This window comes from Tahibacter soli, assembly GCF_025717065.2.
Lineage (GTDB): Bacteria > Pseudomonadota > Gammaproteobacteria > Xanthomonadales > Rhodanobacteraceae > Tahibacter > Tahibacter soli.
Window position 1 is genome coordinate 406,301 of the sequence record NZ_JAOVZO020000018.1, and the last position, 25,682, is coordinate 431,982.

Sequence of the window (25,682 nt, forward strand, 5' to 3'; positions counted from 1 at the left end):
CGCAACGCCCTGACCGGCCGGCAAGTAATGCTGCGGAGACGTTCGCGTGAGGACGCGCCGCCGCCACGGCGACGAGCATCGCCGCCGGTCGGCCGGAATTGCCCGGCCCCCAGCGAGGGAATGGAAATGCACAATGGAAACATCGGCAAACGCGGCCTGGGCAAGCGGCTCGCGCAAATGATACTCGCGGTCGCCTTCGCGGCGTTCGCGTCCGCCGGGGCGTTCGCGTCGAACGCGCTCGGCGTCGCGATCGATCCCGCGTTCGGCGCGAACGGCTTCACCGCACTCCCGAGATATCCGACGGCGGACCCGGGCACGACGGTCGCGCCGATCGGCATCGCCCACCTCGACGTCGCCGGCGGCTACATGGTCGCCACGCTGCAGCGCGTGTCGGGCAACGACCGCATGGTGCTGACGCGCTACACCGAAAGCGGCGCGATCGACGCGGGCTGGGCCTTCGGTGGCAGCCAGCTGCCCGGACTGCCGGTCCCGTACACGCCGGGCGGCAGCCTGAACGCGATCAAGCTCGTCGCCGGCAAGGAAGCGGGCCAGGACATCTTCTACCTGGCATTCAGTCTGTTCTCGAGCCCCGACTTCTACGTCGCCGTCGCCAAGTTCCGCGCGGACGGCTCGTTCGATCCGAATTTCGGCGTCGGCGGCTACGTCTCGTCCCGGTTGCCGGTCAGTGCACCGGCCGGCCTCCTGACCGTCGGCGGCGCCGCGTTCACCGAGGTGTTCGGCCAGCCGGTGCTCGTGGTCGCGGTGACCGGAAAGAACAACCGCCTCGTGTTCACGCGCGCGCACGGCAGCGGCGCCGGGGCGCTGTCCGACCAGGGCGGCGGCTCGGCGCTGACGATGCTCGCGACGCCGAACATCCTGCAGATGCGCGGCTCGGGTCTGAATCACGTCGAGCTCGTCGGCTCCGTCGCCAACGACGCGCTCTACATGGACTACGACGCCGGCACGCTGGTCGCGCGCCCGCGCGTGTTTCGCCTGCCCTGTCCGGCCGGCAGCAACTGGTCGGCGGTCGATGCGATCGCGCGACCCGGCGCGTTCGTCGACGACGCGCTCGTCGCCGGCCGCTCGTCGTGCATCGGCCAGGGCGTCACCTCGATGGTCGCGCGCGTGCAGAACATCGTGAACGCACCGGTATTTCCCTGGACGGCCGTGACCGAAACGAATACGACCTGCAACGGCACCGGTCCGTGCATCCCGGTCGTGTTCGCGTACGACGATGCGCATCCCGACTACGCGCTGACCGTAACCCCGGGCGGCAATATCGCGCCGGTGCGCGTCGCCGACGGCGCGACGCTGTCGACGTTCCTGCTCAGCAACGTCGGCGGCGCGTCGTATCCGATCCACTCGACGTACCGCGGCACGGTGTTCCGCTGGCCGCGGCTCGTCGGCTTCGGCGTGATCCTGCCGAGTTCGGAGGCCGTGTCGGGTCTCGTGATCGACGGGCTGTTCAGCGACGGCTTCGATTGACCGCTCAGCGGCACGGATCGCGGCCGAGATTCTTCTCGTAGGTCGACACGTTCTCGTCGCGCTCGTGCCCCGCACGGCCGCTTGCGCTCGCGGCATGGATGCGCCGGCACGCGTCCTGCCGCGGGATCATCCGCGCCGACACGGCGGTCATCTGCGCCGGCGTCGCCGAACGGCCGCGGCCGCGATCGCGCTTGACCGAGCCGACCGCGACGACCGCCGCCGGGCACGGCCCGTGCTGATAGAACACCTCGCCGTTCGCGACGCGGCATTCGTAGGAAGTCAGCGCCGGCTCCGGCTCGCGCGTCGGCATGCGCCGCTGCGCGCGCGGCGCCTTGCGCTTCGGCGTTTCGGGCGCGGGCGCCGCCGCGGCTACGGCCGGTTCGCGCGCGAACGTGAAAAGACCGCCTTCGCTGCCGGCCGGGCACGGCGTCTGCAGGTAGGCAATTTCTCCTTTTTCATTGGTGCACTTGTAGGCTTTCGCCGCCGCGCAATCGAACGCGGCGGACAACGCGAGCAGCAGCAACAGGCAACGCATGGCGGTTCTCCGTAATCGGGGAACCGCACGATGCGCCCGGCGCGGCGCGCGCACATCGGGCGAACGCCGCGCCGTCGCTTGAGAAAATTCCGATCAGTCGCCCGGCTGCGGGTACGTCGTGATGCCGCGCTTGGCCTTTTCGGCCGCGACCATGTCGCGCACTTCCTTGAGCATCTTCTTCGCGTCGTAGACGATGCCGTCCTTGATCGTGTACTCGACGCCGCCGACGCGATGCGCCTTGCCGTCCTGGCCCAGGCGGATATGCCCCGTGCCGTACAGCACCTTGAGATTCGCGAGCGGATTCTCGGCGACCACCACGATGTCGGCGAGCTTGCCCGGCTCGAGCGAGCCGATGCGGTCGGCCGCGCCGAGCGCCTGGGCGCCGGCGAGCGTCGCCGCGCGGATCACCTCGAGCGGATGGAAGCCGGCCTCGCGCAACAATTCCAGTTCTTCAATCGTACCGAAACCGTAGATCTTGTAGATGTAGCCCGAATCGCTGCCAACCGTCACGCGACCGCCGCGGTTCTTGTAGTCGTTGACGAACGCCATCCAGCGCCGGTAGTTGTCGCGCCACGCCACCTCGTCTTCGGTGCCCCAGTCGAAGAAGAAGCTGCCGTGGTTGTCGCGGTTCGGCGTGAAGAAATTCCACAGGTCGGGCCACGTATAGGCGTCATGCCACTCGGCGCGGCGCACGCGCATGAGGTCGCGGCTGGCCTGGTAGATCGTGAACGTCGGGTCGATCGTGAAGTCGAGAGCGAGCAGCTCCTTGATCACCGCTTCGTACTTTTCGCTGCCCTTCTGCGCCGCCTGCGCCCACAGCCGTCCGGCCTGGCCGAAGCGGTGCGCCTCGTCGCTGTAGTTGTAGTCGGCCGGATAGTTCTGCACGGTCTGGCCGTCGAACAGCGCCTCGGGCAGGCCGTACCAGTGCTCCATCGACGTGAGGCCCCAGCGCGCCGTCGTCAGCACGTTGACGCGCGCGACGTCGAGCTGCGCGTGATGGCACGCGCTGCGCATGCCCTGTTTCTTGAGTTCGTCGAACGCGGCTTCGAGCACGTCGGGCCGATAGCCGAAGCACTTCATGCCGGCCGCGCCCTTCTTCTTCATGTCGCGCACCCACTCGCGCGCCTCCTCGGGCTTGGTCATCGGCGCGGCGCGGCCCTGGCCGAAGAACGCGTAGGGAAAGATGCGCGGCGCGGCGATCTTGTTCGCCTCGCTCCGGCGCATTTCGTTGACGCACCAGTCGATGCCGTTGCCGCAGGCCGGATCGCGCACCGTCGTGATGCCGTGGCCCATCCACAATTTGTATACATAGTCGGCGCTGACGCGCTGCTCGTCGCCGCCGATGTGGCCGTGCATGTCGACGAGGCCGGGCATGACGTAGTGGCCCGCAAGGTCGATCTCGCGACCGCCGGCCTTGAGTTTGGGGCGCTGGTCGGGCTTGATCGACGTGATGTCGGCACCGAGCATGCGGATCTCGACGATGCGATTGCCTTCGACGACGACGTCGGCCGGCCCGTAGGCCGGGCTGCCGGTACCGTTGATGACGTTGACGCCGCGCAGGATCAGCTGCGTATACGGCCCGTCGCCCTCGTGACGGTCGGCGCCGGGCGGAATCGCCGCGAACGCCGGCATGGCGGCAAGGCACAGCGCGGACCACAGCCATCGTTTCATCATCGTTACCTCCCCAGGCGAAACCCGAGGATACCCGGTCACCGCACGGGCTCGGCGCGTGACTTTGGTAACGGACATCCGAAACCGCGGCAACGGGCCGGTGCTAGCATTGCCCGATGGATGCTCAAAGTTCCGGTCGCTCGCTGACCGAAGGCGCGATCGGCAGGACGCTCGTGCTGTTTTCGCTGCCGATCCTCGCCGGCAACGTGCTGCAGTCGCTCAACGGCTCGGTCAACGCGGTGTGGGTCGGCCGCTATCTCGGCGAAGCGGCGCTCACCGCCACGTCGAACGCCAATCTGATCCTGTTCTTTCTCTTGAGCCTCGTGTTCGGCATCGGCATGGCCGCGAGCATTCTCGTCGGCCAGGCGATCGGCGCGAACGACGTCGCCCTCGCCCGGCGCGTCGTCGGATCGAGCGCGACGTTCTTCGTCGGCGTCGCGGCCGCGTGCGCGATCGGCGGGTGGCTCGCGACGCCGTGGATGCTCGCGCACCTGTCGATGCCGCCCGACGCGCTGCCGCTCGCCGCCGACTACCTCCGCGTGATCTTTCTCGCGCTGCCTTTCATGTTCGGCTTCACCTACGTGATGATGGTGCTGCGCGGCGCCGGCGACGCGCGCACCCCGTTCGTGTTTCTCGTGCTCAGCGTCGTGCTCGACATCGCGTTGAATCCGCTGTTCATCTTCGGCCTCGCGGGCCTGCCGGCCATGGGCATCGCGGGCTCGGCCACGGCGACGCTCGTCGCGAACGCCGTCAGTCTCGCGGCGATGGTCGCGTATCTGTACTGGAAGCGGCATTTCCTGCGGCTCGCGCGCGGCGACCTCAGGCATCTCGTACCCGATCCGGCGATCTTCCGTTCGCTCGTCGCGAAGGGGCTGCCGATGGGTCTGCAGATGATCGTGATGTCGCTCGCGATGATCGTGATGATCGCCTTCGTCAACCGCTACGGCTCGCATACCGTCGCGGCCTACGGCGCGGCTTCGCAGTTGTGGACGTATATCCAGATGCCGGGCTTCGCGATCGGCGCGGCGGTGTCGACGATGGCCGCGCAGAACGTCGGCGCCGGACGCTGGGACCGCGTCGAGCGCATCGCGCACGTCGGGGTCGGCGTCATCGTCGCGCTGACCGGCGCGCTCGTGCTCGTGATCTATGCGTTCAACCGCGGCGCGCTCGGGCTGTTCCTGCCCGACGACAGCAACGCGCTCGCGCAGGCGCAGCACATCAACGCGATCGTCGTGTGGTCGTTCGTGTTCTTCGGCGTCGCGCTGGTGTTTTCGGCCGTCGTGCGTTCGACCGGCGCGGTGATTCCGCCGCTCGTCAATCTCGTCGTCGCGCTGTGGCTCGTGCGCATTCCGTTCGCGTGGCTCATGACCGACGCATGGCAGGCCGACGCGCTGTGGTGGAGCTTTCCGCTCGGCTCGTTCGTCGCGGCACTGCTCGCCGCCGCGTACTACCGCTGGGGGCGCTGGCGCAACGCGCGCATGATCGCTCCTGCGGCGCGCTAGCGCCCGCGCATGCGATAGCGTTCGCGGTAGTCGTTCGGCGTCATGCTGACGACGTGCTTGAACAGGCGGCGGAAGCTCGACACGTCCTGGTAGCCGCAGCGCCCGACGATTTCCTCGAACGACAGCCGCGTCGATTCGAGCAGCGCCTTGGCGCGCTCCACGCGCAATTTCTGTACATATTCCAAAGGCGTCGAACCGAAATCCTGATGGAAGCGCCGCAGCAGGGTGCGCTCGCTGACGCGGCAGTGATCGGCGAGTTCGCGCACGCTGATCGCCTCGTGCAGCCGCTTCTGCAGCCACTTCTCGGCGCGTTCGGACAATCCCTGGCGCGGCCGTTCGGACAGCGCGAGGCTGATGTACGGCGCTTGGCTGCGGCGCTGGCGGTCCATCAGCATCAGCCGCGACACGTTCTGCGCGAGCGGCGTGCCGCCGGCCGTTTCTATGAGGTGAAAGCACAGCTCGTATTCGGCCGTCGCGGCGCCGGCGGTCGAAATCCTGCCGTCGTGCACGAGCACTTCCTCGACGTCGAGATCGACGAGCGGATAGCGCTGGCGCATGAGATTGGCGAGCCACCAGCTCGTCGTCGCGCGGCGGCCGTCGAGCAGGCCCCCGTCGGCGAGCATCAGCGCGCCGTTGCACGCCGCGGCGATGTGCAGGTCGGCGTCGGCGCAGCGGCGCAGCAGCTGCCGCTCGGCCGTCATCTCGTCGAGCCGCGCGATCAGCTCGCCGGTGCGCGTGTACTCGATCGCCGAGACGAACAGTACGTCGAGATCGTCGGGGCGCGCGAGTTCGAGGTCGAAGCTGACGCCGGAACCGACGCGCTGCGTACCGGCGCGCGCGCCGACGAGCTTGATCGAAATCGGCGGCGGCGCGCCGGGATGCTGCAGGTGCGCCAGCTTGTTCGCGACGCGCAGCACGTCGAGCGGCGCGGTGACCGCGCTCGGCACCGACGTGGCGTGAACCAGCAGCCCGACGCGCAGGGTCATCAGCGTGCTCCGGCGGCCGCGGCGATGCGCGCGTCGGCGTCGACGTAGATCACACCGCCGTCGCGATGAAGATGCTCGACGATCGCCGCCGGCAGCTTCAGCGTCGCGACGTTCGCCGCGGCAGTCGACGGATTCGCGCCGAGCGGCAGCAGGGCGACCGCGTCGGCGCCCGCCTGCGGCACCGCCAGCCACAGGCCCGGCGCGAGCGCGCGTGCGCCGTGCGTGTCGACGGCGGCGAGTTCGGTACGGCCGCTGGCCGTGTCGTAGCGTTCGAAGCGCGACGCGGCGACGTCGACGCGCATGTTGTAGTCGCGGCCGGCGAGCGGCTCGACGGCGCCGTCTTCGACGCGGATGGCGGCGGTTTCGGCGGCAAAAACCGGCAGCGACGCGAGTGCGATCAGCGCGGCGGCGACGCGGCGTAGCGTTGTGGATTTGGCAGCTTTCATGGCAAGGCTCCTTCGTAGGGTGGAACCATGCTAGGCCTCGCAAGGCTACGTCGCCGGTGGCGGAATCGCAATGCTGATGGCGAAATCCGCCAAGGCGAGTTCCGTCACGGGTCGGCGAATCAGAAGACCAGCGCGAACACGAAGATGCCGAGCATCGCGAACGACAGCGCGATCTTCGCGAGCGTGCCGAACAGGAGGCCGAGCCAGGTGCCGAATCCGACTTCGGCCGCGCGCCGCATCGTGCCGCCGGCGAGGAGTTCGCCCGCGAGCGCGCCGACGAACGGGCCGAGCAGCAGGCCCGGTATGCCCAGGAAGAATCCCGCGAACGTGCCGACCGCCGCGCCGAACAACGCCCAGCCGCTGGCGCCGACGCGCTTGGCGCCGAGCAGGCCGGCCACGACGTCGACCGCGATCGCGAGCAGGCACAGAAACCCGAGCAGCACGAGCGTCCACACGCCGATGTGCATGAAACCGTCGGCCCACGCGGCCAGCAGCATGCCGGCGAAGATCAGCGGTACGCCGGGCAGCGCCGGCAGGATCGTGCCGACGAGGCCGGCGAGCACCATGACGGCGGCGAGGACGAACAGGGCGGTGGTCATCGGGCAATCCGTGCTGCAACGTCATCGGTGTGGAGGCGCCCGGCACGGAAACAAGGCCCCGTCGCGGCGCCCCGCTCGTGCCGCGCGGGCGACGCGTCATGCGGCAGAAGCAACTTTGCGCGCGGCGGGCGACCGCGGTTTTGCCAAATCGGCGATTCGTACAACACGTCCGCGACCTCCGGCACATTCGATCGCCGCGGCGGCGGCCCAGACTCGCGCCGGTCTTTCATCGGGGAATTCCATGTCTCGTTTACGCACACTCGTCGCCGCCACGCTGCTGGCGCTCGCTCTGCCCGCCGTCGCGGCGCCTTCGAAAGCGCCATCGTCGAAAGGCGCACCCGCCCAGGCCGAATGGGTCACGCGCAGCAACGCGAACGCCCAGCCGATGCTGGACGTCCTCGCCGAGTTCTCGCCGGAGTTCGCCAGCCAGATGGGCATCCTCGGACACGACGAGGACGTGTTCGATCTCAAGCCCGAAGGCCCGGAGCGTTTCCGCCGCAAGGCGGAGGAAGCGAAGGCGGCGCTCGTCGCGCGCCGCGCGAGCGAATCCGATCCGCGCGTCAAGCAGGATCTCGACATCATGATCGAATCGATCGCGCGCCAGATCGATTCGAGCACGATCAACCAGAAGTACCAGCTGCCGTACACCGACGTCGGCCAGAACATCTTCCAGGGCATGTTCTCGCTGCTCAACGACCAGGTGCCGGCCAGGCGCCAGGCCGCGGCGGCCAAGCGCCTCGCGCGCTACGTCGGCCTCGAGAAGGGCTATACCCCGGTCGTCGAACTCGCCAAGGCGCGCTTCACCGAAGCGCTCGGCAAGCCCGGCATGCTCGGCCCCTTCAAGAAGCAGGTCGAGCAGGCGCTCGCCAACACGCCGCAGTACACGCAAGGCATTCGTAAATTGTTTGAAAAGTACAAGATCAAGGGCGGCGACAAGGCGCTCGCGGCGCTCGAAACGCAGCTCGCCGACTACGACGCGTGGGTCAAGGCGACGGTGATTCCGGCGTCGCGCACCGATTTCCGCCTGCCGCCCGAGCTGTACGCCGACAATCTCAAGAACGTCGGCCTCGACATCGCGCCCGAAGCGCTCGTGCAGAAGGCGCGCCTCGCCTACGCCGAGATGCGCAACGAGATGAAGTCGATCGCGGCGCAGATCGCCGCGCAGCGCGGCCTGCCGTCGAGCGACTACCGCGACGTGATCAAGGCGCTGAAGAAAGAGCAGATTCCGAAGGACCAGATCGAGTCGACGTATCACGACGTGATCGGCAAGATCGAAGAGATCATCCGCCGCGAAAAGATCATCACGCTGCCGGACCGCCCGATGGTGATGCGCGTCGCCTCCGACGCCGAAACGGCCGCGCAGCCGGCGCCGCACATGGACCCGCCGCCGCTGATCGGCAACAAGGGCGAGCGCGGCACGTTCGTGCTGACCGCCGGCAACCCGGGCAGCAAGGGCGGCGGCTACGACGACTTCAGCCACAAGGGCTCGACCTGGACGCTGACCGCGCACGAAGGCCGCCCGGGCCACGAGCTGCAGTTCACCGCGATGGTCGAGCGCGGCGTGTCGCTGCCGCGCAGCCTGTTCGCGTTCAATAGTGTGAATGTGGAAGGCTGGGCGTTGTATGCCGAGGCCGAGACGAAGCCGTACGAGCCGCTCGAAGGCCAGCTGTTCGCGCTGCAGGCGCGTCTGCAGCGCGCCGCGCGCGCGATTCTCGATCCGATGCTGAACCTCGGACAGATCACGCCGGAACGCGCGCACCAGGTGCTGACCGACGAGGTGGGCCTGTCGAACGCGATGGCCGACCAGGAAGTCGACCGCTACACGTTCCGCGCGCCGGGCCAGGCGACGTCGTACTTCTACGGCTATACGCGCCTGATGGAACTGCGCGCCGAAACGGAGATCGCCCTCGGCGACAAGTTCGACCGCATGGCGTTCAACGACTTCGTGATCGGCCAGGGCCTGCTGCCGCCGGATCTGCTCGCGCGCGCCGTGCGCGAAGAGTTCGTACCGAAGTACGCGAGCAAGTAAGCGGACATCGTGCGGGCGATCCGTCGCCGGATCGCCCGCACGCGAATCACACGATGTTCTTCGCGGTGCCGCCGTCGACGCGCAGCGCCGCGCCCGTCGTCGCGGACGCGAGCGGACTTGCGATGTACGCGACGAGCGACGCGACTTCCTCGGGCTCGGCAAAACGCTTGATCAGCGACGTCGGACGCACCTTCTCGAAGAATTCCTTCTCGAACGCCTCGAACGTCGTGCCTTCCTTGCTCGCGAGCGCGTCGACGAAATCGACGACGCCGCGCGAACGCGTCGGACCGGGCAGCACGCTGTTGACCGTGATGCCGGTGCCGGCCACCGCCTCGGCGAGGCCGCGCGCGACGGCGATCTGCGCGGTCTTGGTCATGCCGTAGTGGATCATCTCGGCCGGAATCTGCACGGCGCTTTCGCTCGAGATGAAGATGACGCGGCCCCAGTTCTTCGCGCGCATCGCCGGCAGGTACAGACGCGCCAGGCGCACGCCGCTCAGCACGTTGACGTCGAAGAAGCGCAGCCAGTCGGCGTCGGGAATGTCTTCGAACGCCTTGGGTTCGAAGATGCCGAGATTGTTGACGAGGATCTCGACGTCCGGATGTTCGCGCGCGAGCCGTTCGGCGGTCGCGGCGTCGGCGAGATCGCCGGCGAAACCGACCACCTTGCCGCCGGTTTCCTTCGTAAGTTCCGCGACGGCCTGGTCGACCGCATCGGCCTTGCGGCCGTTGACGATGACCGTGGCGCCTTCGCGCGCGAGCGCCGCGGCGATCGCGCGGCCGATGCCGGCGGTGCTGCCGCTGACCAGTGCGAGCTTGTTAGTGAGCTTAAGATCCATGACGACCTCGTTCGAAGAGTGAACGGGCGATATGCGGCGATCGCGCACGATCGCAAGGTCGAGACTTTCGTCTAGACGGGTGCGGCCGGCACGACGTACCACAGAATCGAGAAAAAGTGCAGAACGCTGCCGAGCAGCACGAAGCCGTGCCAGATCGCGTGGCTGAACGGCAGGCTGCGCCACAGGTAGAACGGCACGCCGAGCGTGTACGCCGCGCCGCCGAGGAACAGCAGCCACAGGCCGCCGCTCGGCACCGCCTGGATCAGCGGCCCGGCCGCGGCGAGCGCCGACCAGCCCATGCCGATGTACAGCGCGACGGCCGGCGCGCGCAGGCGCTTCAACGACGTCAGCTCCAGCGCGATGCCGACGAGCGCGAGACCCCAGACGACCGCGAACAGCGACCAGCCCCACGGCCCGCGCAGGCTCACGAGCGTGTACGGCGTGTACGTGCCGGCGATGAGGAGGTAGATCGCGATGTGGTCGAGCGTGCGCAGCGTCGGCTTCGCCACTTCGTTCGGAATGCCGTGGTACAGCGTCGAGGCCGTGTAGAGCAGGATCAGCGTCGTACCGAACACGGCGACGCTCGTGACGTGCCACGCGTCGCCGTGCATCGCGGCGTAGGCGACGAGAACGGTCAGCGCGACGATCGACAGCACGATGCCGATGCCGTGGATCGCGCTCGACAGCACTTCCTCGGCGAACGCGTAGCGCGGGGTCATCGCGGTGTTCATGCCGGCGTCCTCGAAAGATCATGCGACGCCGCACCTTACCGCAGCGCAGCAATTCTGTCAGCTTGCCGCCTTCTGGCGCGCGTTCTCGCGGATGCGGCGGAAATAGTCCATCACGCGCGAGGGCAGCGACACCTCGCGCGGCGCCTCGACCGCGTGGCGGCGCGCGCGCTGCGGATCGTGCGCGAGCTGCGCGTGGCGGTCGAGCGCCGCGGTCAGCGCGCGCCGCAGCAGTTCGCGGCCGAGCGGCTTGGGCAGGAAGCGGAACACCTGGCCCTGGTTGATCAGGTCGATCAGAAGGCGTCCGTCGCGCAGCGACGAGCACGCGATCGCGAGGGTGTGCGGGTTCGCCTGCTTCAGGAGCTTGAGCGCGCCGATGACGTCGTCGCTGCCGTGCTTGAGTTCGGCGAGGATCACCGCGTGCTCGGCCTCGCCCAGGCGCGCGAGCGCGGCCTCGACCGTCGTCGCGATCGTGATCGCGCACGACGGCGGCAGCAGGCCGCGCACGAGCATCGCGGTCGACGGATCTTCGTCGAGCACGAGCACGCGCGCCGCGACGATCGCCTCCGGCGGCGGCGCGACGCGGATCGGCTCGGCGAATTCGGCGTGCGCGATGTCGGCCGCCTGCGCGACGGCGTCCTGCAGCTTCAGCGCATCCCAGGGTTTTTCCAGAAAGCGAAAAATTTCGCCGTCGTTGACCGACGCCTCGACCGCGGCGAGATCGGCGTAGCCGGTCAGGAGGATGCGCATCGTGCGCGGCGAGTGGTCGCGAATCTGGCGCAGAAGATCGACGCCGGTGATCGCCGGCATGCGCTGGTCCGAGACGACGACGTGCACCGGCCGCGAGCGCACCACCTTGAGCGCCTCGACGCCGTCGGTGGTCGCGACGACGTCGTAGTGCGCGCGAAACAGCATCGCGAGCGAACGCAGGATGCGCTCTTCGTCGTCGACCAGCAGCAGGCACGGCTTGCTCATGCGCGCGCCCCGCTGCGGCCGGCGACCGGCAGCGCGACGACGAAGCGCGTGCCGACGCCGGGCGTCGACGTCGCGGCGATGCGTCCGCCGTGCGCCTGCACGATCTGCTGGCAGATCGACAGCCCCAGGCCCGTGCCCTGCCCGACCGGCTTGGTCGTGAAGAACGGCTCGAAGATGCGCGGCAACACGTCGGGCGGGATGCCCTTGCCGTTGTCCTGCACCGCGATCATCGCGTAGCCGCCGGAAGCCTGCGTGCGGATCGCGATGATGCCGCGATCGTGCTCGATCGCCTGCGCCGCGTTGCCGATGAGGTTGAGCAGCACCTGGTTGATCTGCGCCGGCGCGCACGTGACCGGCGCGATCTCGCCGAACTGGCGCCGCACCTGCACGTCGCGCCGGCGCAGCAGATGTCCGCCGATGCGCAGCGCGCTTTCGATCAGGCCGTGCAGGTCGACGTTCTCGCTGCGCGCCTGGTCGATGCGCGAATAGTCCTTGAGGCTCGCGACGAGATCGGCGATCTGGTGCACGCCGTGCAGCGTGTCGTCGAGCAGCGACGCGAGATCGCCGCACAGCGCCGGATCGAACGCGGCGAGCGCGTCGTCGAGGCGCTGCGCGCTCTGCGCGGCGGTCGCGTCGTCGCCGCCGGCCGCATCGAGCACGCCGGCATACGCGGCGAGCGTTTCGGCCGCGGCCGGCAGATGGTTGCGCACCATCTCGACGTTGTTCTGCACATAGCCGAGCGGCGTGTTGATTTCGTGCGCGAGGCCGGCGACGAGCTGACCGAGGCTCGCGAGCTTCTCCGACTGGATCAGCTGGTTCTGCGACGCCTTCAGGCGCCGGTACGCCGATTCGAGTTCGCGCGTGTGTTCGCCGACGCGCGCCTCGAGCGCGCGCAGCACGTCGAGCACGACGCCCATGCCGACGTAGTCGCCGGCGGCGTCGGTGACGACGAAGTCTTCGGTGATCGGGCTTTGAATGCGCGCGCCGATCAGCTGGCCGGCCGCTTCGATCGCGCTGTCGACGGCAATCACGAGCGGCGCGGCGTTCATCAGCGCCGTCACCGGCCGGCGGGCATGCAGCTCGCGGCCGTACGGCTGCATGTACACGCGCATCATGAGCTCGTGCCGGGTGACGCAGCCGAGCACCCGACCGCGTTCGACGATCGGCAGCGACAACAGCCCCGCGACGGCCGGTTCGAGAAAACGTTCGCCGGCCTGCTGCACCGTGCAGGCCGGCGTCAGCGGCGGTACGGGTGCGATCAGCGCGGCGAGATCGCCCGGCGGCGCGGGCGCGAGGGCGACCGGCGGCAGCGAAGACATCGAAGCGTTCATGGGCGCAAGGCTACGTCGCGCATGCGTCAGCGCGATTACGAATCTGTCGGCTGCGTCATGGATTTGCGCTATGAGGCCATGCCGGCGATGCCGTCGTCGACGCGGAACGCCGCGAGCGTCGACGCGCGCGCGTTCGGGTTGCGCGCGTCGTCGAGCACGCGCCATGCGACGTCGACGCGGTCGGGCGCGATGCGCGCGTCGAGCCAGCCGCGATGGCGGCCGTCGAACGCGCGCACATGCGGGTTCAGCGGCAGGTCGCGCGCGACCGCGTCGTGATCGACGTCGGCGGTCGTGAGCGATCCCGTGACGAACTCGGTCGCGATCGGCGGCGAACGTTCGTCGGAAAAGTCGCGCTTGAGGTCGGTGACGTAGAACGCGTGCACGTCGCCGCCGAACGTGACGACGTTCGGTATGCGCTGCGCGGCCACGCGATCGAGGAGGCGCGCGCGGCTCGCGGGATAGCCGTCCCAGCCGTCGCTCCACACGGTCGCCGAACCGTCGTCGCCGCGCGTGTAGAACGGCGCCATCAGCGTCTGCTGGCCGATCAGGTTCCAGCGCGCGGTGCTGTTCGACAGGCCCGCGTGCAGCCATTGCTCCTGCGCCGTGCCGAGCAGCGAGCGCGCCGGATCGCCGCGCTCGGCGCAGTCGGCCGCGATGTTCGGCGCGTAGCCGCCGCCGCGTGCGACGCACGGCTGCGCGTCGCGGTACTGGCGATCGTCGAGCAGGTGCAGTTCGGCCAGCGCGCCGAACGCGACGCGCCGATGAATACGCGTATCGACGCCGCGGCACGCGGCGCGCACCGGCATGTGTTCGAGCCACGCGCGATAGGCCCCGGCGCGGCGGATCGCGAACGTTTCGAGCGGCTCGCCGTTCATCGGCAGATTCGCCGCGTAGTCGTTGCCGACTTCGTGATCGTCCCAGATCGGCAGCCACGGACACGCCGCGTGCGCCGACTGCAGGTCGCGATCGAGCTTGTACCACGCGTGTCGCGTGCGGTAGTCGTCGAGGCCGGCGAGCGGCTTGTCGGATTCGAAGCGGCGCACGCGCTCGCCGTACGAGCCTTCGTAGATGTAGTCGCCCAGGTGCAGCACGGCGTCCGGCGCGGAAGCGGCGATATGCCGGTGCGCGGCGAACCAGCCGTGCTCGTAGTGCTGGCACGAGGCGATGACGAGGTGCAGATTGCGCGCCGGCCAGCCGGCCGCCGGCACGGTGCGCGCGCGACCGGCCGCACTGTATACATCGCCGCAGCGGAAACGGTAGAAAAACCAGCGGTCGGGCGCGAGGCCGTCGACGTCGACGTGTACCGCATGCGCGCGTTCGGGCAGCGCCTGCGCGACACCGCTGCGCACGACGCGGGCGAAGCGCTCGTCGTCGGCGACTTCCCAGTGGACCGGCAGCGCGACCGGATCGAGCCCGCCGTTGCGCGCGAGCGGATCGGGCGCGAGGCGCGTCCAGATCACGAAACCGTTCGGCACCGGGTCGCCGCTCGCGACGCCGAGCGTGAACGGATAGCCGGAAAAACGCGCGGGCGCGTCGACGCGGGCGATCGCGCCGGTCATGCCGAGGCCTGCGAAGGCGACGGCGCCGCGCAGCCAGGTGCGGCGCGATGCGTCTTCGAGCTGGCCGGTTTTCGGATTGCGCATGCGACGACGCCCTGCCCGAGAGTGGGCAGGGCGTCAGCATGCGGCAGCGAGGTTGCTCGAATTTTGCGCGCGGGTTGCGCGCGCGTGGACGTCCGGTTACCGGCTGATGACGAACTTGCCGAAATCGATGCCCAGATCGACGCCTTCGCCGGTGCCGGCGAGCGCGAGCGACACGTCGCCCTTGGTCACGACGCTCGCCGCCGACGATTTGACGACGCCGGCATGCGCACCGCCCGACGCATACGTGCCGAGGATGTCGCTCATGCGGTGGACGCCCGAGAATTCGCCGCGACCGTCATGGATCTTCTGCTTGCCGAACGTCAGACCGCCGCCTTTTGCGCGAATTTTCACTTTCATGCTTTGGCCATTGTTGCAGCGGACCGTGCCGCTGCCGGTCGCGGTCTTGTAGAACGCCGACCAGCCGGACATGTTGAAACTCATCTCGCAGTCGATCTTCGCCGTGTCGGCGTGCGCCTGCGGCGCGACGAGCGCGAACGCGCCCGCCGCAAGCAGACTGAGCAAGGTCTTGGTCATGTCGGCAGCTCCTTCTGAAGAGGTGTCGCTATGGTGCACGCAAAAAATGAACGATGCCATTCCGTGCGGCGCGGCACGCGTGAAGAAATCGCCAATATCGAGCGCTTCGCTCAGTTCGGCGCGCCGGCCGGCAACCGTTGCCGCTGACCGCGATTGACCGCCCAGACGACGAGCGCGATCGCCAGCAGCGGCAGCCACACGGGCGCGAGCGACAGGAACAGCACGCCCAGGCCGCCGACCAGCACGAGCGGCAGCGCGACGAGGCCGATCGCCGCGGCGGCGACGCCGAAGACGACCCAGAACGCGACGCGCACGAGCGCGAACGCAAGCCATAGCGCGAACGCGACGGCGCCGGCGACGAGCGCCACAACGAGAACGATCGGCGCAAACACCAGCGCCGGCAGCAGCACGAACGCGCCGCCGAACAGCAGGGCGGCGGCGATCATCAGCGTAACGATAAGGGCGAACATTGCCGTCTCCTTCGTCGAACGGGCGCGAGAGAATATTGCGCCTGTCCTTGCGATGCGTGCGCGTGCCGAAAGGTTGGAATGCGCGCGATCAACTCGGCTCCGCGCCGCTGGGCTAAGCTACGCGCAACGCGACGGAACAGGAGGCAACGCCATGCGCGCTCTCGATATTCTCGTCCACGTGCGGCAGTACCAGGGCGATCCGCCGTCGGTTCGCGCCGCGACCGCGCTCGCCAGGCGCATCGACGCGCGACTGCACGGCCTGTACGTCGCGCCGATCCCGCCGGCCGCGTTCACGTCGCCGGAAACCGTCGCGGTGCTGGTGCAGGAGTCCGACCGGCGCTTCCACGAGGCGCAGTCGGCCGCGAGCTGGTGGAACGGCCTCATCGAGGCGGCCGGCGCGCGCGGCGACTGGCAGGTGGCGCAGGCCGACGCGCTCGATGCGATCGTGCACGCGGCGCGCTGGAACGACCTCATCGTCATCGAACGTCCGCAGCTCAAACCCGAAGCGCCGCTCGGCTGGGGCCTCGTGTCGCGTACGGCGTTCGGCACCGCCACGCCGCTCCTCGTCGTGCCCGAAGGCGCGCAGATCGGCGCGCTCGGCGAGCGCGTGACGATTCTCTGGAACGGCAGCCGCGAAGCGATCCGCGCGGTGCACGGCGCGCTGCCGGTGCTCAAGCAGGCCGCATCGGTCGTCGTGATCGACGGCGAAGAACCGCCGTCGAACGGCGGCATCCTGCACCTGCCGCGCTTCGACCTGCGCGCGCATCTCGTCGACCACGGCGTCAACGCGGTATTCAAGCCGTTCGCGCCGACCGGCGAGCGCGGCGCGGCGCTCCTCGCGGCCGTGCGCGACAGCGGCGCCGACCTCGTCGTGATGGGCGCGTGGGGCCATTCGCGCATCGCCGAGCTCGTGCTCGGCGGCGCGACGCGGCACCTGTTTCAGAACACCGACAAGCCGCTGCTGGTCGCGCACTGACGAGGACCGTTCCGTGGCCATCGACGACATCGCGCACGTCATCCAGCTTTCCGTCGCACCGGTCTTCCTGCTGACCGGCGTCGGTGCGCTGCTCGGCGTGTTCACCGGCCGCCTCGCCCGCGTCGTCGATCGCGCGCGGCGGCTCGAGGACCGGCTCGAACACCTCTCGATCGAGCGGCATCCCGATCTTCTCGACGAGTTGCGCAAGCTGTCCAAACGCGCGCGCCTGATGAACGTGTCGATCAGCGCGGTGGGCGCGTGCGCGCTGCTCGTGTGCAGCGTGATCGTCGTGCTGTTCGCCGGCGCGATTCTCGGCTTCGACGTCAGCTACGTCGCCGCAACGCTGTTCGTGCTCGCGATGGTCGCGCTGATCTCCGGGCTGCTCGTGTTTCTGCACGAGATCTACTACGCGACGAAACACCTGCGCCTCGGCCCTATCGGCGGCCGCGGCACGAGCGATTGAACCTGCGAACGGAACTTCAATGAGCACACATGCAGCCACCGTTTCCTGGCAGCGCGGCGACGCCGCGTTCGTCGACAACCGCTATTCGCGCGCGCACCGCTGGCGCTTCGACGGCGGCGCGGACATCGCAGCCGCGGCGTCGCCCGACGTCGTGCCGGCCGCGCTGACCGACGCCCGCGCGGTCGATCCCGAAGAGGCGTTCGTGGCGTCGATCGCGAGCTGCCACATGCTGTGGTTCCTGTCGCTCGCGGCACAGGGCGGCTGGCGCGTCGACGCGTACGACGACGACGCCGTGGGCCACATGGCGCCGATAAGGCCGGGTCGCCTGGCGTTTCGCGAGGTCGTGCTGAGGCCGCGCATCGCGTTCGGCGGCGAGCGGCAGCCCGACGCGGCAGCGATCGCGGCGCTGCATGACGACGCGCACGATCGCTGCTTCATCGCCAACTCGGTACGCTGCGACGTGCGGGTGGAACAACCTTAGCTATCGCTCGCTTCGGCCTTGCGATCGTCGACGCGCACGACCTTGCCGCCGGCGATCCACAGGTCGATCACGCGGCCCTTGCGCCGATAGGTCCACACCGACAGCGCCGGATTGTCCGGATCGATCGCCTCGGTTTTTTCCGGCGAACCGGCGACGTCGCGCACGCGATCGGCGTCGTCGCCGATCGAGATCATGCGCGAACCGAACCGCGCGCTCTGCGCCGTCGCATCGAGGCAGGACAACAGTCCCGCCAACAACCAAACCGCTTTCATACGTGGAGTCCCCTGTAGCGGACGCCAGTATTTCAGCACTGTGTGCCAGGAATCTGACGCGGGGGCTACGAGCGCACGTTCGATGCAACATCGCCGCTCGCGCCCGCTATTTTGGTGACGGCGATCACAACGTCGCCGACCATGCGGTCGCGGTTCAGCACCGATCGATTGCAATCGCCCCGGCAAGCAACAACCGGGGAAACACCATGGACAACAAACTCATCCTGGGCATCGGGGTCGGTGTCGTCATCGCGATCGGCGGCATGGCCGCGGCGCAACGATTCTCGGGTCCGGCCGCGGAGCCGGAGGCGAATCCCGCCGCGACGGCGCCGCCCTCGCAGCAGCAGTATCCGCAGCAGGAACCGCAGCCGTTCGCGGCCGTCGAACCGGCGCGCGACGAAGGCGAATACGCCGACGTGCGCCGCGTGCGTCCCGTGATCGAACAGGTGACGACGCCGCGCAAGGACTGCGAGCAGGCGACCGTGACGAAGCGCCAGCCCGAACGCGACGGCAACGTCGGCGGTACGGTGCTCGGCGCGGTGATCGGCGGCGCGCTCGGCAACCAGGTCGGCCGCGGCAACGGCCGCAAGGCCGCGACGGTCGCCGGCGCCGTGGCGGGCGGCTTCGTCGGCCACGAAATGGACCAGCGCCACCAGGGCGGCAAGGTCGTCACGACCACCGAAACCCGCTGCAAGACCGTCAACGAAACGAGCGACAAGATCGTCGGCTACGACGTGACCTACGTGCACAACGGCCGCGAATACACCACGCGCATGGATCACGAGCCGGGCGACCGCCTGCTCGTCGAACCGACCGTGCGTCCGGTCGACACGGCGCGCTGAACCCACGGTTCGTCGCGCCGCCTGCGCGGGCGGGAACTCGCCCGCGCGGGCTCTGTCCCAGTCGTTCGATGCGCGGCGCCGTCGCGCCGCGTCGAACGGGGAACCTCATGAAACTGCCGATGCTCATGTCCGCGGCGCTGCTCGCGCTCGCCGCGCTGTCGCCGCCCGCGCACGCGGCCAAAAATCCTGAAGTGACAATGTACGTAATGCCGCAATGCGGCTATTGCGAAAAAATGCGCCATCACCTCGAAGGCGTCGGCGTCGCCTGGACCGAGCGCGACATCTCCGAGCCCGCGATCAAGGCCGAGTTCGACGCGAAGGGCGGTATCGGCACGCCGCTCGTCGTGGTCGGCGACGAGGTGATCAAAGGCTTCATGCCGCAGGCGGTCGACGCATCGCTGCGCCGCCAGGGCGTTGCGTTGAAGGCCGATTAATCGTTTCGCAGCGCCCGGGCGATCGTATCGATCGCGGCGGGGTCCAGATGCGGCCCCATCGGCAGGCTCAGCACGTCGCCCGCCATGCTTTCGGCGAGCGGCAGGCTGCCCGGCGCGTAGCCGCAGTCGGCATACGCGGCCTGTCGATGCGGCGGAATCGGATAGTGGATCAGCGTGCCGATGCCGTGTGCGGCCAGCCGCTGCTGCACGCGCTCGCGATCGGCGACGCGCACGACGTACAGATGCCACGCGGGCGCGGCCCACGCCGGCACGTGCGGCAGCACGATGTCGGCGCCGGCAAGCGCTTCGCCGTATGCCGCCGCGAGCGCGGCGCGGCGCGCGTTCCACGCGTCGAGATACGCAAGCTTCGCGCGCAGCGCGGCGGCCTGCAGCGGATCGAGCCGGCTGTTCCAGCCCTGCATTTCGTTGACGTATTTGACGCGCGAGCCGTAGTTGCGCAGCACGCGCAGGCGATCGGCGATCACGGGATCGTTCGTCGTCACCGCGCCGGCGTCGCCGTAGGCGCCGAGGTTCTTGCCGGGATAGAAGCTCCACGCGACGGCGTCGCCGTGCGCGCCGACGCGGCGGCCCTTGCAGGCCGCGCCGTGCGCTTGCGCGGCGTCCTCGAGCACGACGAGACCGTGCCGCCGCGCGAGCGCCATGATCGCGTCCATGTCGGCCGGCTGACCGTACAGATGCACCGGCAGTATCGCCTTCGTGCGCGCGGTCAGCGCCGCTTCGATACGCGCGGGATCGAGGTTGTACGTGCGCGCGTCGGGCTCGACCGGCACCGGTGTCGCGCCGCACTGGCTCACGGCGAGCCACGTCGCGATATACGTGTTCGACGGCACGATCACCTCGTCGCCGGCGCCGACGCCGAGCGCGCGCAGCGCCAGGTGCAGCGCGTCGAGCCCGTTGGCGAGGCCCACGCAATGTGCCGCGCCGCAGTACGCGGCGTACTCGGCCTCGAACGCGTCGACTTCCGCGCCGAGGATGTACCAGCCGCTGTCGAGCACGCGCGCGATCGCGGCGTCGACGTCGGCCTTGGCCTCGACGTACGCGGCCTTGAGGTCGAGAAACGGAATCGTCGTCACGTCGAATGATCCGGGCTATTTCTTGGGCGGGTTCGGCAGTTTCGTCAGATCGAGCCCGGACACTTCGAACTCGAGCATGCGCTTGCCGCGGTCGGCCCACTGCGTGCCGATCTGCACCTTCTTCGCCTTCAGGAGCTTGGCGATGAACGCGACATCGGGGTCGATGAACAGCGCCGGTTCGCCGGTCGGCGGCTTCGTCGCCGGCAGGAGCTGCGCGGGTTCGTCGTCGAAGATCGCGCTGACCTGGCACTTCGCGCCGCAGACGAAGCCCGACTCGTCGCGCAGCAGGTACACGCTCTGGCCCCACTCGGGATGCTGGCGCAGCACGAGGCGCACGCGCTCGGGACCTTCCTGCGCCGGCGAACCGGCCGCGAGCACGTACGCGGTGTACTGCGTGCCCTTGGCTTCCTTCACCTGGTTGTAGGTCCACAGTTTCGCGATGCGCCGCGCTTCGGCGGCGGCGGCCACGCGCGCTTTGATGTCCGGCAGGGTCTTGCCGATTTCGGCGGCGGCCGGCGTGCCGGGAAACTTCGCGACGATGTCGTCGCCGAGACCGGCGGCGAGATCCCAGCGCTCGGTCGTGCGCATCTGGTCGTACATCTTCATGCGCTCGGCGGCCTGCGCGGCCCTCACCTGTTCGGGCGTCGGCGGCGGCGGTGGCGGCGGACCCTTGCTGCACGCGGCGAGCGCAAGAGCCGCGATCAGGGCGGCGGCAACGGGATTTCGCAGGTTCGACATGGCGCGCATCGACGTTCAAAAACGCAACGATAGCGCATGGCGGCGCGGCGCGCATGACGCGTTCCGACGCGCCCCGGTGCTACAACCACTGCCGCAGCGCGAGCCAGCGTTCGAGCTTCGATCCGCGCGGCACCGACGCGTTCGCGGGGCTCGTCGACGGCAGCGGCACGAGTGCGACGCGCGCGGCGACGGCGTCCGGCAGGCGCGGCTGCACATGGCGGCGAAACGACTGCCAGGCCTTGCCGCCGTTGAACGCGAGCGCGCGCAGCGACGGATGGCTCGCGACGAGTTCGCCGATCGCGTTCGGCTCTTCGCTGTGCGCGGCGATTTCGCTGTCGAGGCTGCCCGGCCGCTCGCACGCCTTGAGCACGTCCCACAGGCCGACGCCGGCGGCGTTGAGCGCCGCGACGCGCGTCGCGTACGGCAGGTCGGCCGCCACGCCGCACAGCGCCTGCATGAACGGCCAGAACAGGTTGTGCGGATGGCCGTAGTACTGCGACAGCGCGAGCGAACGCACGCCGGGCATCGAACCGAGCACGAGCACGCGGCACTCGCGCGTCACGCGGGGCGGAAAGCTTTCGACGCGCGCGTCTGCGTTCGACGGCGCGGCAACAGAGGCGCGCGGCATCAGTCGGCGGCGGCGGTCTCGATGCTCGCGGCCTCGGCTTCGTGGCGGCGCGCGACGCGTTCCTTGAGGCGCTGCAGCAGGATTTCGTACAGCGTCAGCGCATCTTGCGCGGCCATGTCGGGGCGCGCCGCTTCGATCGGGTAGCGGCCCGACGCGATGATCGCCGCCGCGAGATCGAGCGCGATCTGCGACGCGCTCGGCGCGGTGACGGAATTGACGACCGGCGGTGTGCTCATGATCGGCTCGGCGATGGCGGCGATTGGTCGCAAGCCTAGCACCGCGGCGCACGTTTGGGCGCGACCGGCGACACGATCGCCGCGGTGCGTCATTGCGTACTTTTACCCAACTACACGCAGGTGAAGAAAACGTGAGAGGCCGGGCGATCTCTCGCCCGGCCTCGCTGGCATCGGCTCGCGCCGGTCGGAGGTTTACGGGAACGTCGACTTGAAGTAGCTGATCGCGTCGAGCACGTCCGGCGTCAGGCGGCGGATGCCGTTCGGGTAGTCGTCGGCCGCGGTGCAGGTCGAGCAGGTCTGCGTGCTGACGACGCCGAACACCACGTTGTTGCCGCCGGACCAGCGGTTCGTGTAGACGGCCGAACCGGAGTGGCCGCCCGACAGGTCGCAGTTCACCGAGAAGCGCGAGTTCCAGCCGTCGGCGCCCTTGCTGCCGAAGCCGCCGATGTTGCACGGCTTCGTATCCTGGTACGCCCAGCCCTGCTGGCACGCTTCGTTGGCGACCGGGGCGTTCGACAGGCCGCACGCCGGATAGCCGCGGCTGTAGCACTGGCCCAGGCTGAACGTGTTCGCGTCGCAGTAGTCGCGCAGGTTGTCCTCGCCGATCGCGACGTAGCCGAGCCAGCCGGTTTCGTCGCCCGGCGCCGTGCCGAGCACCATCACCGCGTAGTCGTAGGTCCAGTCGGTGTCGCTGTTGCGGAACTGTTCCGGCGTGAAGTACCACACCGCGTCGTGCGCGCCGTACGGTTCGCACGCTTCGCCGCTGCAGGTGCCTTCGCGACCCGGACGGAAGCGCGTCGCGCCGAGCGAGTACCAGAAGTCGTCGTCGCGGTTGTACAGGCAGTGCGCGGCGGTCAGCACGTGGCGGCGGCCGACCAGCGTGCCGGAGCAGCCCGACTTGTTGCCGCCGCCCATCTGGCCCATCGCGCGGTTCGGAAACGCGGTGTTGTCGTAGCGGCGCGTGCGGGTGTCCGACCCGTCGCTCCAGCCCTTGAGGCCGTCGTCGCCGGCGGACTTCTCCGTTTCGGACGCCGTCGCGCCCTTGCCGGCCGCGAGGCCCGACTGCAGCGCCAGGCGATGCAGATCGTGCGCGAGTTCGCGCGGCATCTCGACGCGATACTTCTGACCGGTCTGCGCGTTCACCGCGGTCCAGTACTGATCGCCGCTCGTGACCGTCTTGTCGCCGTCGCCCTTCGCGCTGTCGCCGGCGCCGATTTTCGCGGCGTCGCCGGCGCGCTTCAAACGCTCGGCCCAGGCGGTCTCGGCCGCCGCCGCATTCTTCGGTTCGAAGCGCACCTTGCCTTCGCTGCGCCACACTTCCTGCGTGAAGCCCGTCGCGCCCGGCAGACCGGCGGTGACGTCGACGACGAGATCCGCGCCCGAACCCACCGCTTCGGCGCTGGCGACGCCGGCCGCAGCCGCGTAGTGCGAACAGCCGACGCCGAGCAACAGGACCAGGGCGCCGCGAACAGTTCCGTTAACCATTTCCATACCCTCCGCATGATGTTGAAGAAACGCCGGATCGTCCGGCGGTGTCGACATCACGTACGGCGAACCGGTGCGGCAGGGATCACGCTCGCGGCAATTTGTTGTCGAGGCGGCGTGAAAAGCGCCGCGCGACACTTCATCGCCGCGCCGCGCAGGACTACGATTCGGCCATGCAGACATCCGCGGCCATCGCGATTCCCTGGCTGGGCGAAAGGCCCCGCCTGCTGCTGGTCGGCGGCGAGCGTCGCGACCTCGCGCCGCTGCTGCGCGCGATCGGCTGCGCCGACGTCGCGGTCGCCGCGGACGCGCTCGCCGCCCGCACCGTGCTGCGCGAGCGCGGCGCCGATATCGTCGTGCTCGATCTCGCGGCCGATCGCCGGCAACTTCTGGACATTGTCAAATCGTTGCGTCTGGAATTTCCGCGCATCGCGCTGGTCGCGCGCGGACCGCGCGACGAGACCGGCGCGCTCGACCTCGTCGCCGCCGGCGTGAACGAGTACATCGATCTCGACGCCGGTGCGCACGAGGTCGCGCGCGCGCTGCGCCTGGCCGAAGCACGCGCGCGGCGCGGACTCGACGACGGCGTGCAGCGCCAGGCGATCGCGACGATCGAACGCAACGAGCGCCGCTATCGCGACCTGTTCGAGTACAGCCTCGGCCTGTTCTGCACGCACGACATCGACGGCGTGCTGCTCGCGCTCAACCCGGCGGCGGCGGCGGCACTCGGCTATTCGGTGTCCGAGCTGATCGGCCGGCCGCTCGCCGATTTCGTGCCGTCGCCGCTGCGCCGCGAGTTCGCGGCGTACCTGAAACGCATCGCCGACCGCCACAGCGACACCGGCCTTCTGTATCTCGTGCACCGCAGCGGCGAGCAGCGCATCTGGGAATTCCACAACCGGCTCGTGTTCGAAGCCGACGGCACGCCGTTCGTCATGGGCAGCGCCCAGGACGTGACCGCCAACCGCGTTGCCGAGCGTCGGTTGCGCCAGCAGCGCGCGGCGATGGAAGCCGTGAACGACGCCGCGCTCGTCGGCCTGTTCCACACCGACGCGGCCGGCTCGTGGACCTACGTCAACACCACCTACGAGCGCATCAGCGGCCTATACGCGGCGCAGGCCGCGCGCGACGGCTGGCTCGACGCGGTGCATCCGGACGATCGCGACCGCGTCGCGCGCGAATGGACGCACTCGGTCGAAAACGGCCGCCGCTACCGCAGCGACCATCGCTACGTGCACGCCGACGGCCGCGTGACCTGGGTGCACGTGCAGGCCGCGCCGATCGTGCTCGACGGCGACGTGACCGGCCATGTCGGCTGCGTCGAAGACGTCACCGCGCGGCGCCACGCCGAGCAGTCGCTCAAGCGCAGCGAGCAGCGCCTGCGCACGATCGCCGACGCGCTGCCGGCGATGATCTTCTATCTCGACGCCAAACAGCGCTTCGTGTTCGCCAACGCCGCGTACGAACGCGTCTACGGCGGCGGACGCGGCGTCGCCGGACGCTACCTGCGCGACGTGCTCGATGCCGCGAACTACGAGCAGCGCCGGCCGTGGCTCGCGCGCGCGTTCGCCGGCGAGCGCGTGTGCTTCGAGCTCGAGCAGACGGTCGACGGCGTCGTGCGCCACTTCGAGTTCAACTACATCCCGCAACGCGACGACGAAAACCCGCGCGAGATCGCCGGCATCCACGCGCTCGTGCTCGACGTGACGCCGCAGAAGCACGAGGCGGCGCGCCTGACGCAGCTGGCGCAGGTCGACCCGTTGACCGGCCTCGTCAACCGTGCCGGCTTCGCCGAACGCCTGACGCGCGCGCTCGCGCGCAGCCGCGACCAGCGCACGACGCTCGCGACGATGTATCTCGACGTCGACCACTTCAAGCAGATCAACGACACGCACGGCCACGCGGTCGGCGACGCGCTGCTCAAGGCGTTCGCGCAGCGGCTGGTGGGCTGCCTGCGCAGCTCCGACGTGGCCGGCCGTCTCGGCGGCGACGAATTCGCCGTGATCAGCGAAAGCGTACGCCGGCGCGAATACGCCGCGGCGGTCGCGGCGAAGATCGTCACCGCGATGCGCAAGCCGTTCGTGCTCGACGACCTGACGCTCAACGTGACGACGAGCGTGGGCCTCGCGTTCGGTACCGGCGCCGAATCGGCCGACGCGATCCTGCACAGCGCCGACACGGCGCTGTACCGCGTCAAGCAGGCCGGCCGCAACGGCTACCGCGTCGCCGAGTAGCCCGGCCGGCGGCGCTGTGCGAGCATT

The 25,682-nt window shown here is 69.3% G+C and carries 27 protein-coding genes; 9 read left to right on the forward strand and 18 right to left on the reverse strand.

Translation table 11 applies throughout. The annotated features are described in order from the left end of the window. Positions 1-126: 126 nt before the first annotated feature. Positions 127-1,485, forward strand: coding sequence for a hypothetical protein (locus OD750_RS15275; RefSeq protein WP_263541550.1), 1,359 nt, complete (start codon positions 127-129; stop codon positions 1,483-1,485). A gap of 4 nt (positions 1,486-1,489) precedes the next feature. On the opposite strand, the gene OD750_RS15280 is transcribed toward OD750_RS15275, so the two are convergent. Both OD750_RS15280 and OD750_RS15285 read right to left on the reverse strand, forming a co-directional pair. Beyond that, complete coding sequence (locus tag OD750_RS15280; RefSeq protein ID WP_263541551.1) at positions 1,490-2,020, reverse strand: DUF4124 domain-containing protein; 531 nt, start codon at positions 2,018-2,020, stop codon at positions 1,490-1,492. A 93-nt stretch (positions 2,021-2,113) separates the two neighbouring features. Then, positions 2,114-3,691, reverse strand: a complete 1,578-nt coding sequence (locus OD750_RS15285; protein ID WP_263541552.1) for an amidohydrolase family protein — start codon at positions 3,689-3,691, stop codon at positions 2,114-2,116. A gap of 116 nt (positions 3,692-3,807) precedes the next feature. Between OD750_RS15285 and OD750_RS15290 the strand changes: the two genes are divergently transcribed. Next, positions 3,808-5,193: an MATE family efflux transporter gene (locus OD750_RS15290; RefSeq protein WP_263541553.1), complete on the forward strand. Its 1,386-nt coding sequence runs from the start codon at positions 3,808-3,810 to the stop codon at positions 5,191-5,193. Here OD750_RS15290 and OD750_RS15295 read toward each other — a convergent pair. The 3 genes from OD750_RS15295 to OD750_RS15305 all read right to left on the reverse strand — a co-directional run bounded on the left by OD750_RS15295 (position 5,190) and on the right by OD750_RS15305 (position 7,224). After that, positions 5,190-6,179 (reverse strand): GlxA family transcriptional regulator, encoded by a 990-nt coding sequence (locus OD750_RS15295; protein WP_263541554.1) that lies wholly within the window; start codon positions 6,177-6,179, stop codon positions 5,190-5,192. The genes OD750_RS15290 and OD750_RS15295 overlap by 4 nt on opposite strands. Continuing rightward, positions 6,179-6,625, reverse strand: coding sequence for a hypothetical protein (locus OD750_RS15300; RefSeq protein ID WP_263541555.1), 447 nt, complete (start codon positions 6,623-6,625; stop codon positions 6,179-6,181). The genes OD750_RS15295 and OD750_RS15300 overlap by 1 nt, the downstream gene beginning before the upstream one ends. A 119-nt stretch (positions 6,626-6,744) precedes the next feature. Continuing rightward, the gene (locus tag OD750_RS15305) at positions 6,745-7,224 is read right to left on the reverse strand and encodes a DUF456 domain-containing protein (RefSeq protein WP_263541556.1); all 480 of its coding nucleotides are present in this window, start codon (positions 7,222-7,224) and stop codon (positions 6,745-6,747) included. Between the two features lie 241 nt (positions 7,225-7,465). On the opposite strand from OD750_RS15305, the gene OD750_RS15310 reads away from it, so the two are divergent. Continuing rightward, complete coding sequence (locus tag OD750_RS15310) at positions 7,466-9,253, forward strand: DUF885 domain-containing protein (RefSeq protein WP_263541557.1); 1,788 nt, start codon at positions 7,466-7,468, stop codon at positions 9,251-9,253. Between the two features lie 46 nt (positions 9,254-9,299). Here the strand turns inward: OD750_RS15310 and OD750_RS15315 are convergent, their stop codons facing one another. From OD750_RS15315 to OD750_RS15345, 7 genes are all read right to left on the reverse strand, one after another. Beyond that, complete coding sequence (locus tag OD750_RS15315; RefSeq protein WP_263541558.1) at positions 9,300-10,091, reverse strand: SDR family NAD(P)-dependent oxidoreductase; 792 nt, start codon at positions 10,089-10,091, stop codon at positions 9,300-9,302. Between the two features lie 71 nt (positions 10,092-10,162). Further along, on the reverse strand, positions 10,163-10,822 hold the full coding sequence (trhA, locus tag OD750_RS15320; RefSeq protein ID WP_263541559.1) for a PAQR family membrane homeostasis protein TrhA: 660 nt from the start codon (positions 10,820-10,822) through the stop codon (positions 10,163-10,165). 57 nt (positions 10,823-10,879) lie between these two features. Further along, positions 10,880-11,794, reverse strand: a complete 915-nt coding sequence (locus tag OD750_RS15325; protein WP_263541560.1) for a response regulator — start codon at positions 11,792-11,794, stop codon at positions 10,880-10,882. Then, positions 11,791-13,113: a sensor histidine kinase gene (locus tag OD750_RS15330; protein ID WP_263541561.1), complete on the reverse strand. Its 1,323-nt coding sequence runs from the start codon at positions 13,111-13,113 to the stop codon at positions 11,791-11,793. The genes OD750_RS15325 and OD750_RS15330 overlap by 4 nt, the downstream gene beginning before the upstream one ends. Positions 13,114-13,193: 80 nt before the next feature. Next, positions 13,194-14,768 (reverse strand): alkaline phosphatase D family protein, encoded by a 1,575-nt coding sequence (locus tag OD750_RS15335; RefSeq protein WP_263541562.1) that lies wholly within the window; start codon positions 14,766-14,768, stop codon positions 13,194-13,196. Positions 14,769-14,864: 96 nt separating this feature from the next. Further along, a complete protein-coding gene (locus tag OD750_RS15340; RefSeq protein ID WP_263541563.1) occupies positions 14,865-15,302 on the reverse strand; it encodes a hypothetical protein in 438 nt (145 codons plus the stop codon). 110 nt (positions 15,303-15,412) lie between these two features. After that, positions 15,413-15,772 carry a hypothetical protein gene (locus OD750_RS15345; protein ID WP_263541564.1) on the reverse strand — a complete coding sequence of 120 codons (360 nt, stop codon included), beginning with the start codon at positions 15,770-15,772 and terminating at the stop codon, positions 15,413-15,415. Between the two features lie 151 nt (positions 15,773-15,923). On the opposite strand from OD750_RS15345, the gene OD750_RS15350 reads away from it, so the two are divergent. Genes OD750_RS15350 through OD750_RS15360 form a run of 3 tightly spaced genes read left to right on the forward strand, consistent with a single transcriptional unit; the run spans position 15,924 to position 17,692 of the window. Then, entirely contained in the window at positions 15,924-16,748 is an 825-nt protein-coding gene (locus OD750_RS15350) for a universal stress protein (RefSeq protein WP_263541565.1), read from the forward strand. Positions 16,749-16,761: 13 nt separating this feature from the next. Next, positions 16,762-17,211: a DUF2721 domain-containing protein gene (locus OD750_RS15355; protein ID WP_263541566.1), complete on the forward strand. Its 450-nt coding sequence runs from the start codon at positions 16,762-16,764 to the stop codon at positions 17,209-17,211. 19 nt (positions 17,212-17,230) lie between these two features. Continuing rightward, a complete protein-coding gene (locus OD750_RS15360) occupies positions 17,231-17,692 on the forward strand; it encodes an OsmC family protein (protein ID WP_263541567.1) in 462 nt (153 codons plus the stop codon). On the opposite strand, the gene OD750_RS15365 is transcribed toward OD750_RS15360, so the two are convergent. Next, positions 17,689-17,964: a hypothetical protein gene (locus OD750_RS15365; RefSeq protein ID WP_263541568.1), complete on the reverse strand. Its 276-nt coding sequence runs from the start codon at positions 17,962-17,964 to the stop codon at positions 17,689-17,691. The genes OD750_RS15360 and OD750_RS15365 overlap by 4 nt on opposite strands. Before the next feature lie 206 nt (positions 17,965-18,170). Between OD750_RS15365 and OD750_RS15370 the strand changes: the two genes are divergently transcribed. Together OD750_RS15370 and OD750_RS15375 are read left to right on the forward strand one after the other, a co-directional pair. Then, a complete protein-coding gene (locus OD750_RS15370) occupies positions 18,171-18,806 on the forward strand; it encodes a glycine zipper 2TM domain-containing protein (RefSeq protein WP_272842003.1) in 636 nt (211 codons plus the stop codon). Between the two features lie 107 nt (positions 18,807-18,913). Next, positions 18,914-19,240 (forward strand): glutaredoxin family protein, encoded by a 327-nt coding sequence (locus tag OD750_RS15375; RefSeq protein ID WP_263541569.1) that lies wholly within the window; start codon positions 18,914-18,916, stop codon positions 19,238-19,240. On the opposite strand, the gene OD750_RS15380 is transcribed toward OD750_RS15375, so the two are convergent. From OD750_RS15380 to OD750_RS15400, 5 genes are all read right to left on the reverse strand, one after another. Then, positions 19,237-20,334 carry a DegT/DnrJ/EryC1/StrS family aminotransferase gene (locus tag OD750_RS15380; RefSeq protein ID WP_263541570.1) on the reverse strand — a complete coding sequence of 366 codons (1,098 nt, stop codon included), beginning with the start codon at positions 20,332-20,334 and terminating at the stop codon, positions 19,237-19,239. The genes OD750_RS15375 and OD750_RS15380 overlap by 4 nt on opposite strands. 15 nt (positions 20,335-20,349) lie before the next feature. Beyond that, positions 20,350-21,072: a hypothetical protein gene (locus OD750_RS15385; RefSeq protein WP_263541571.1), complete on the reverse strand. Its 723-nt coding sequence runs from the start codon at positions 21,070-21,072 to the stop codon at positions 20,350-20,352. A gap of 79 nt (positions 21,073-21,151) precedes the next feature. Further along, positions 21,152-21,700, reverse strand: a complete 549-nt coding sequence (locus OD750_RS15390) for a DNA-deoxyinosine glycosylase (protein ID WP_263541572.1) — start codon at positions 21,698-21,700, stop codon at positions 21,152-21,154. Next, positions 21,700-21,936 carry a hypothetical protein gene (locus OD750_RS15395; RefSeq protein WP_263541573.1) on the reverse strand — a complete coding sequence of 79 codons (237 nt, stop codon included), beginning with the start codon at positions 21,934-21,936 and terminating at the stop codon, positions 21,700-21,702. The genes OD750_RS15390 and OD750_RS15395 overlap by 1 nt, the downstream gene beginning before the upstream one ends. Before the next feature lie 192 nt (positions 21,937-22,128). Then, complete coding sequence (locus OD750_RS15400) at positions 22,129-23,421, reverse strand: trypsin-like serine peptidase (protein ID WP_263541574.1); 1,293 nt, start codon at positions 23,419-23,421, stop codon at positions 22,129-22,131. A 173-nt stretch (positions 23,422-23,594) separates the two neighbouring features. Here OD750_RS15400 and OD750_RS15405 point away from each other — a divergent pair, with 173 nt between their 5' ends. Then, positions 23,595-25,655 carry a PAS domain S-box protein gene (locus OD750_RS15405; RefSeq protein ID WP_263541575.1) on the forward strand — a complete coding sequence of 687 codons (2,061 nt, stop codon included), beginning with the start codon at positions 23,595-23,597 and terminating at the stop codon, positions 25,653-25,655. The last annotated feature ends 27 nt before the right edge of the window (positions 25,656-25,682 follow it).

Coding starts and splice junctions, on each gene's coding strand:
- OD750_RS15275 (WP_263541550.1), top strand. CDS start 127: ATGCACAATGGAAACATCGGCAAACGCGGCCTGGGCAAGCGGCTCGCG.
- OD750_RS15280 (WP_263541551.1), bottom strand. CDS start 2,020: ATGCGTTGCCTGTTGCTGCTGCTCGCGTTGTCCGCCGCGTTCGATTGC.
- OD750_RS15285 (WP_263541552.1), bottom strand. CDS start 3,691: ATGAAACGATGGCTGTGGTCCGCGCTGTGCCTTGCCGCCATGCCGGCG.
- OD750_RS15290 (WP_263541553.1), top strand. CDS start 3,808: ATGGATGCTCAAAGTTCCGGTCGCTCGCTGACCGAAGGCGCGATCGGC.
- OD750_RS15295 (WP_263541554.1), bottom strand. CDS start 6,179: ATGACCCTGCGCGTCGGGCTGCTGGTTCACGCCACGTCGGTGCCGAGC.
- OD750_RS15300 (WP_263541555.1), bottom strand. CDS start 6,625: ATGAAAGCTGCCAAATCCACAACGCTACGCCGCGTCGCCGCCGCGCTG.
- OD750_RS15305 (WP_263541556.1), bottom strand. CDS start 7,224: ATGACCACCGCCCTGTTCGTCCTCGCCGCCGTCATGGTGCTCGCCGGC.
- OD750_RS15310 (WP_263541557.1), top strand. CDS start 7,466: ATGTCTCGTTTACGCACACTCGTCGCCGCCACGCTGCTGGCGCTCGCT.
- OD750_RS15315 (WP_263541558.1), bottom strand. CDS start 10,091: ATGGATCTTAAGCTCACTAACAAGCTCGCACTGGTCAGCGGCAGCACC.
- trhA (WP_263541559.1), bottom strand. CDS start 10,822: ATGAACACCGCGATGACCCCGCGCTACGCGTTCGCCGAGGAAGTGCTG.
- OD750_RS15325 (WP_263541560.1), bottom strand. CDS start 11,794: ATGAGCAAGCCGTGCCTGCTGCTGGTCGACGACGAAGAGCGCATCCTG.
- OD750_RS15330 (WP_263541561.1), bottom strand. CDS start 13,113: ATGTCTTCGCTGCCGCCGGTCGCCCTCGCGCCCGCGCCGCCGGGCGAT.
- OD750_RS15335 (WP_263541562.1), bottom strand. CDS start 14,768: ATGCGCAATCCGAAAACCGGCCAGCTCGAAGACGCATCGCGCCGCACC.
- OD750_RS15340 (WP_263541563.1), bottom strand. CDS start 15,302: ATGACCAAGACCTTGCTCAGTCTGCTTGCGGCGGGCGCGTTCGCGCTC.
- OD750_RS15345 (WP_263541564.1), bottom strand. CDS start 15,772: ATGTTCGCCCTTATCGTTACGCTGATGATCGCCGCCGCCCTGCTGTTC.
- OD750_RS15350 (WP_263541565.1), top strand. CDS start 15,924: ATGCGCGCTCTCGATATTCTCGTCCACGTGCGGCAGTACCAGGGCGAT.
- OD750_RS15360 (WP_263541567.1), top strand. CDS start 17,231: ATGAGCACACATGCAGCCACCGTTTCCTGGCAGCGCGGCGACGCCGCG.
- OD750_RS15365 (WP_263541568.1), bottom strand. CDS start 17,964: ATGAAAGCGGTTTGGTTGTTGGCGGGACTGTTGTCCTGCCTCGATGCG.
- OD750_RS15370 (WP_272842003.1), top strand. CDS start 18,171: ATGGACAACAAACTCATCCTGGGCATCGGGGTCGGTGTCGTCATCGCG.
- OD750_RS15375 (WP_263541569.1), top strand. CDS start 18,914: ATGAAACTGCCGATGCTCATGTCCGCGGCGCTGCTCGCGCTCGCCGCG.
- OD750_RS15385 (WP_263541571.1), bottom strand. CDS start 21,072: ATGTCGAACCTGCGAAATCCCGTTGCCGCCGCCCTGATCGCGGCTCTT.
- OD750_RS15390 (WP_263541572.1), bottom strand. CDS start 21,700: ATGCCGCGCGCCTCTGTTGCCGCGCCGTCGAACGCAGACGCGCGCGTC.
- OD750_RS15395 (WP_263541573.1), bottom strand. CDS start 21,936: ATGAGCACACCGCCGGTCGTCAATTCCGTCACCGCGCCGAGCGCGTCG.
- OD750_RS15400 (WP_263541574.1), bottom strand. CDS start 23,421: ATGGTTAACGGAACTGTTCGCGGCGCCCTGGTCCTGTTGCTCGGCGTC.
- OD750_RS15405 (WP_263541575.1), top strand. CDS start 23,595: ATGCAGACATCCGCGGCCATCGCGATTCCCTGGCTGGGCGAAAGGCCC.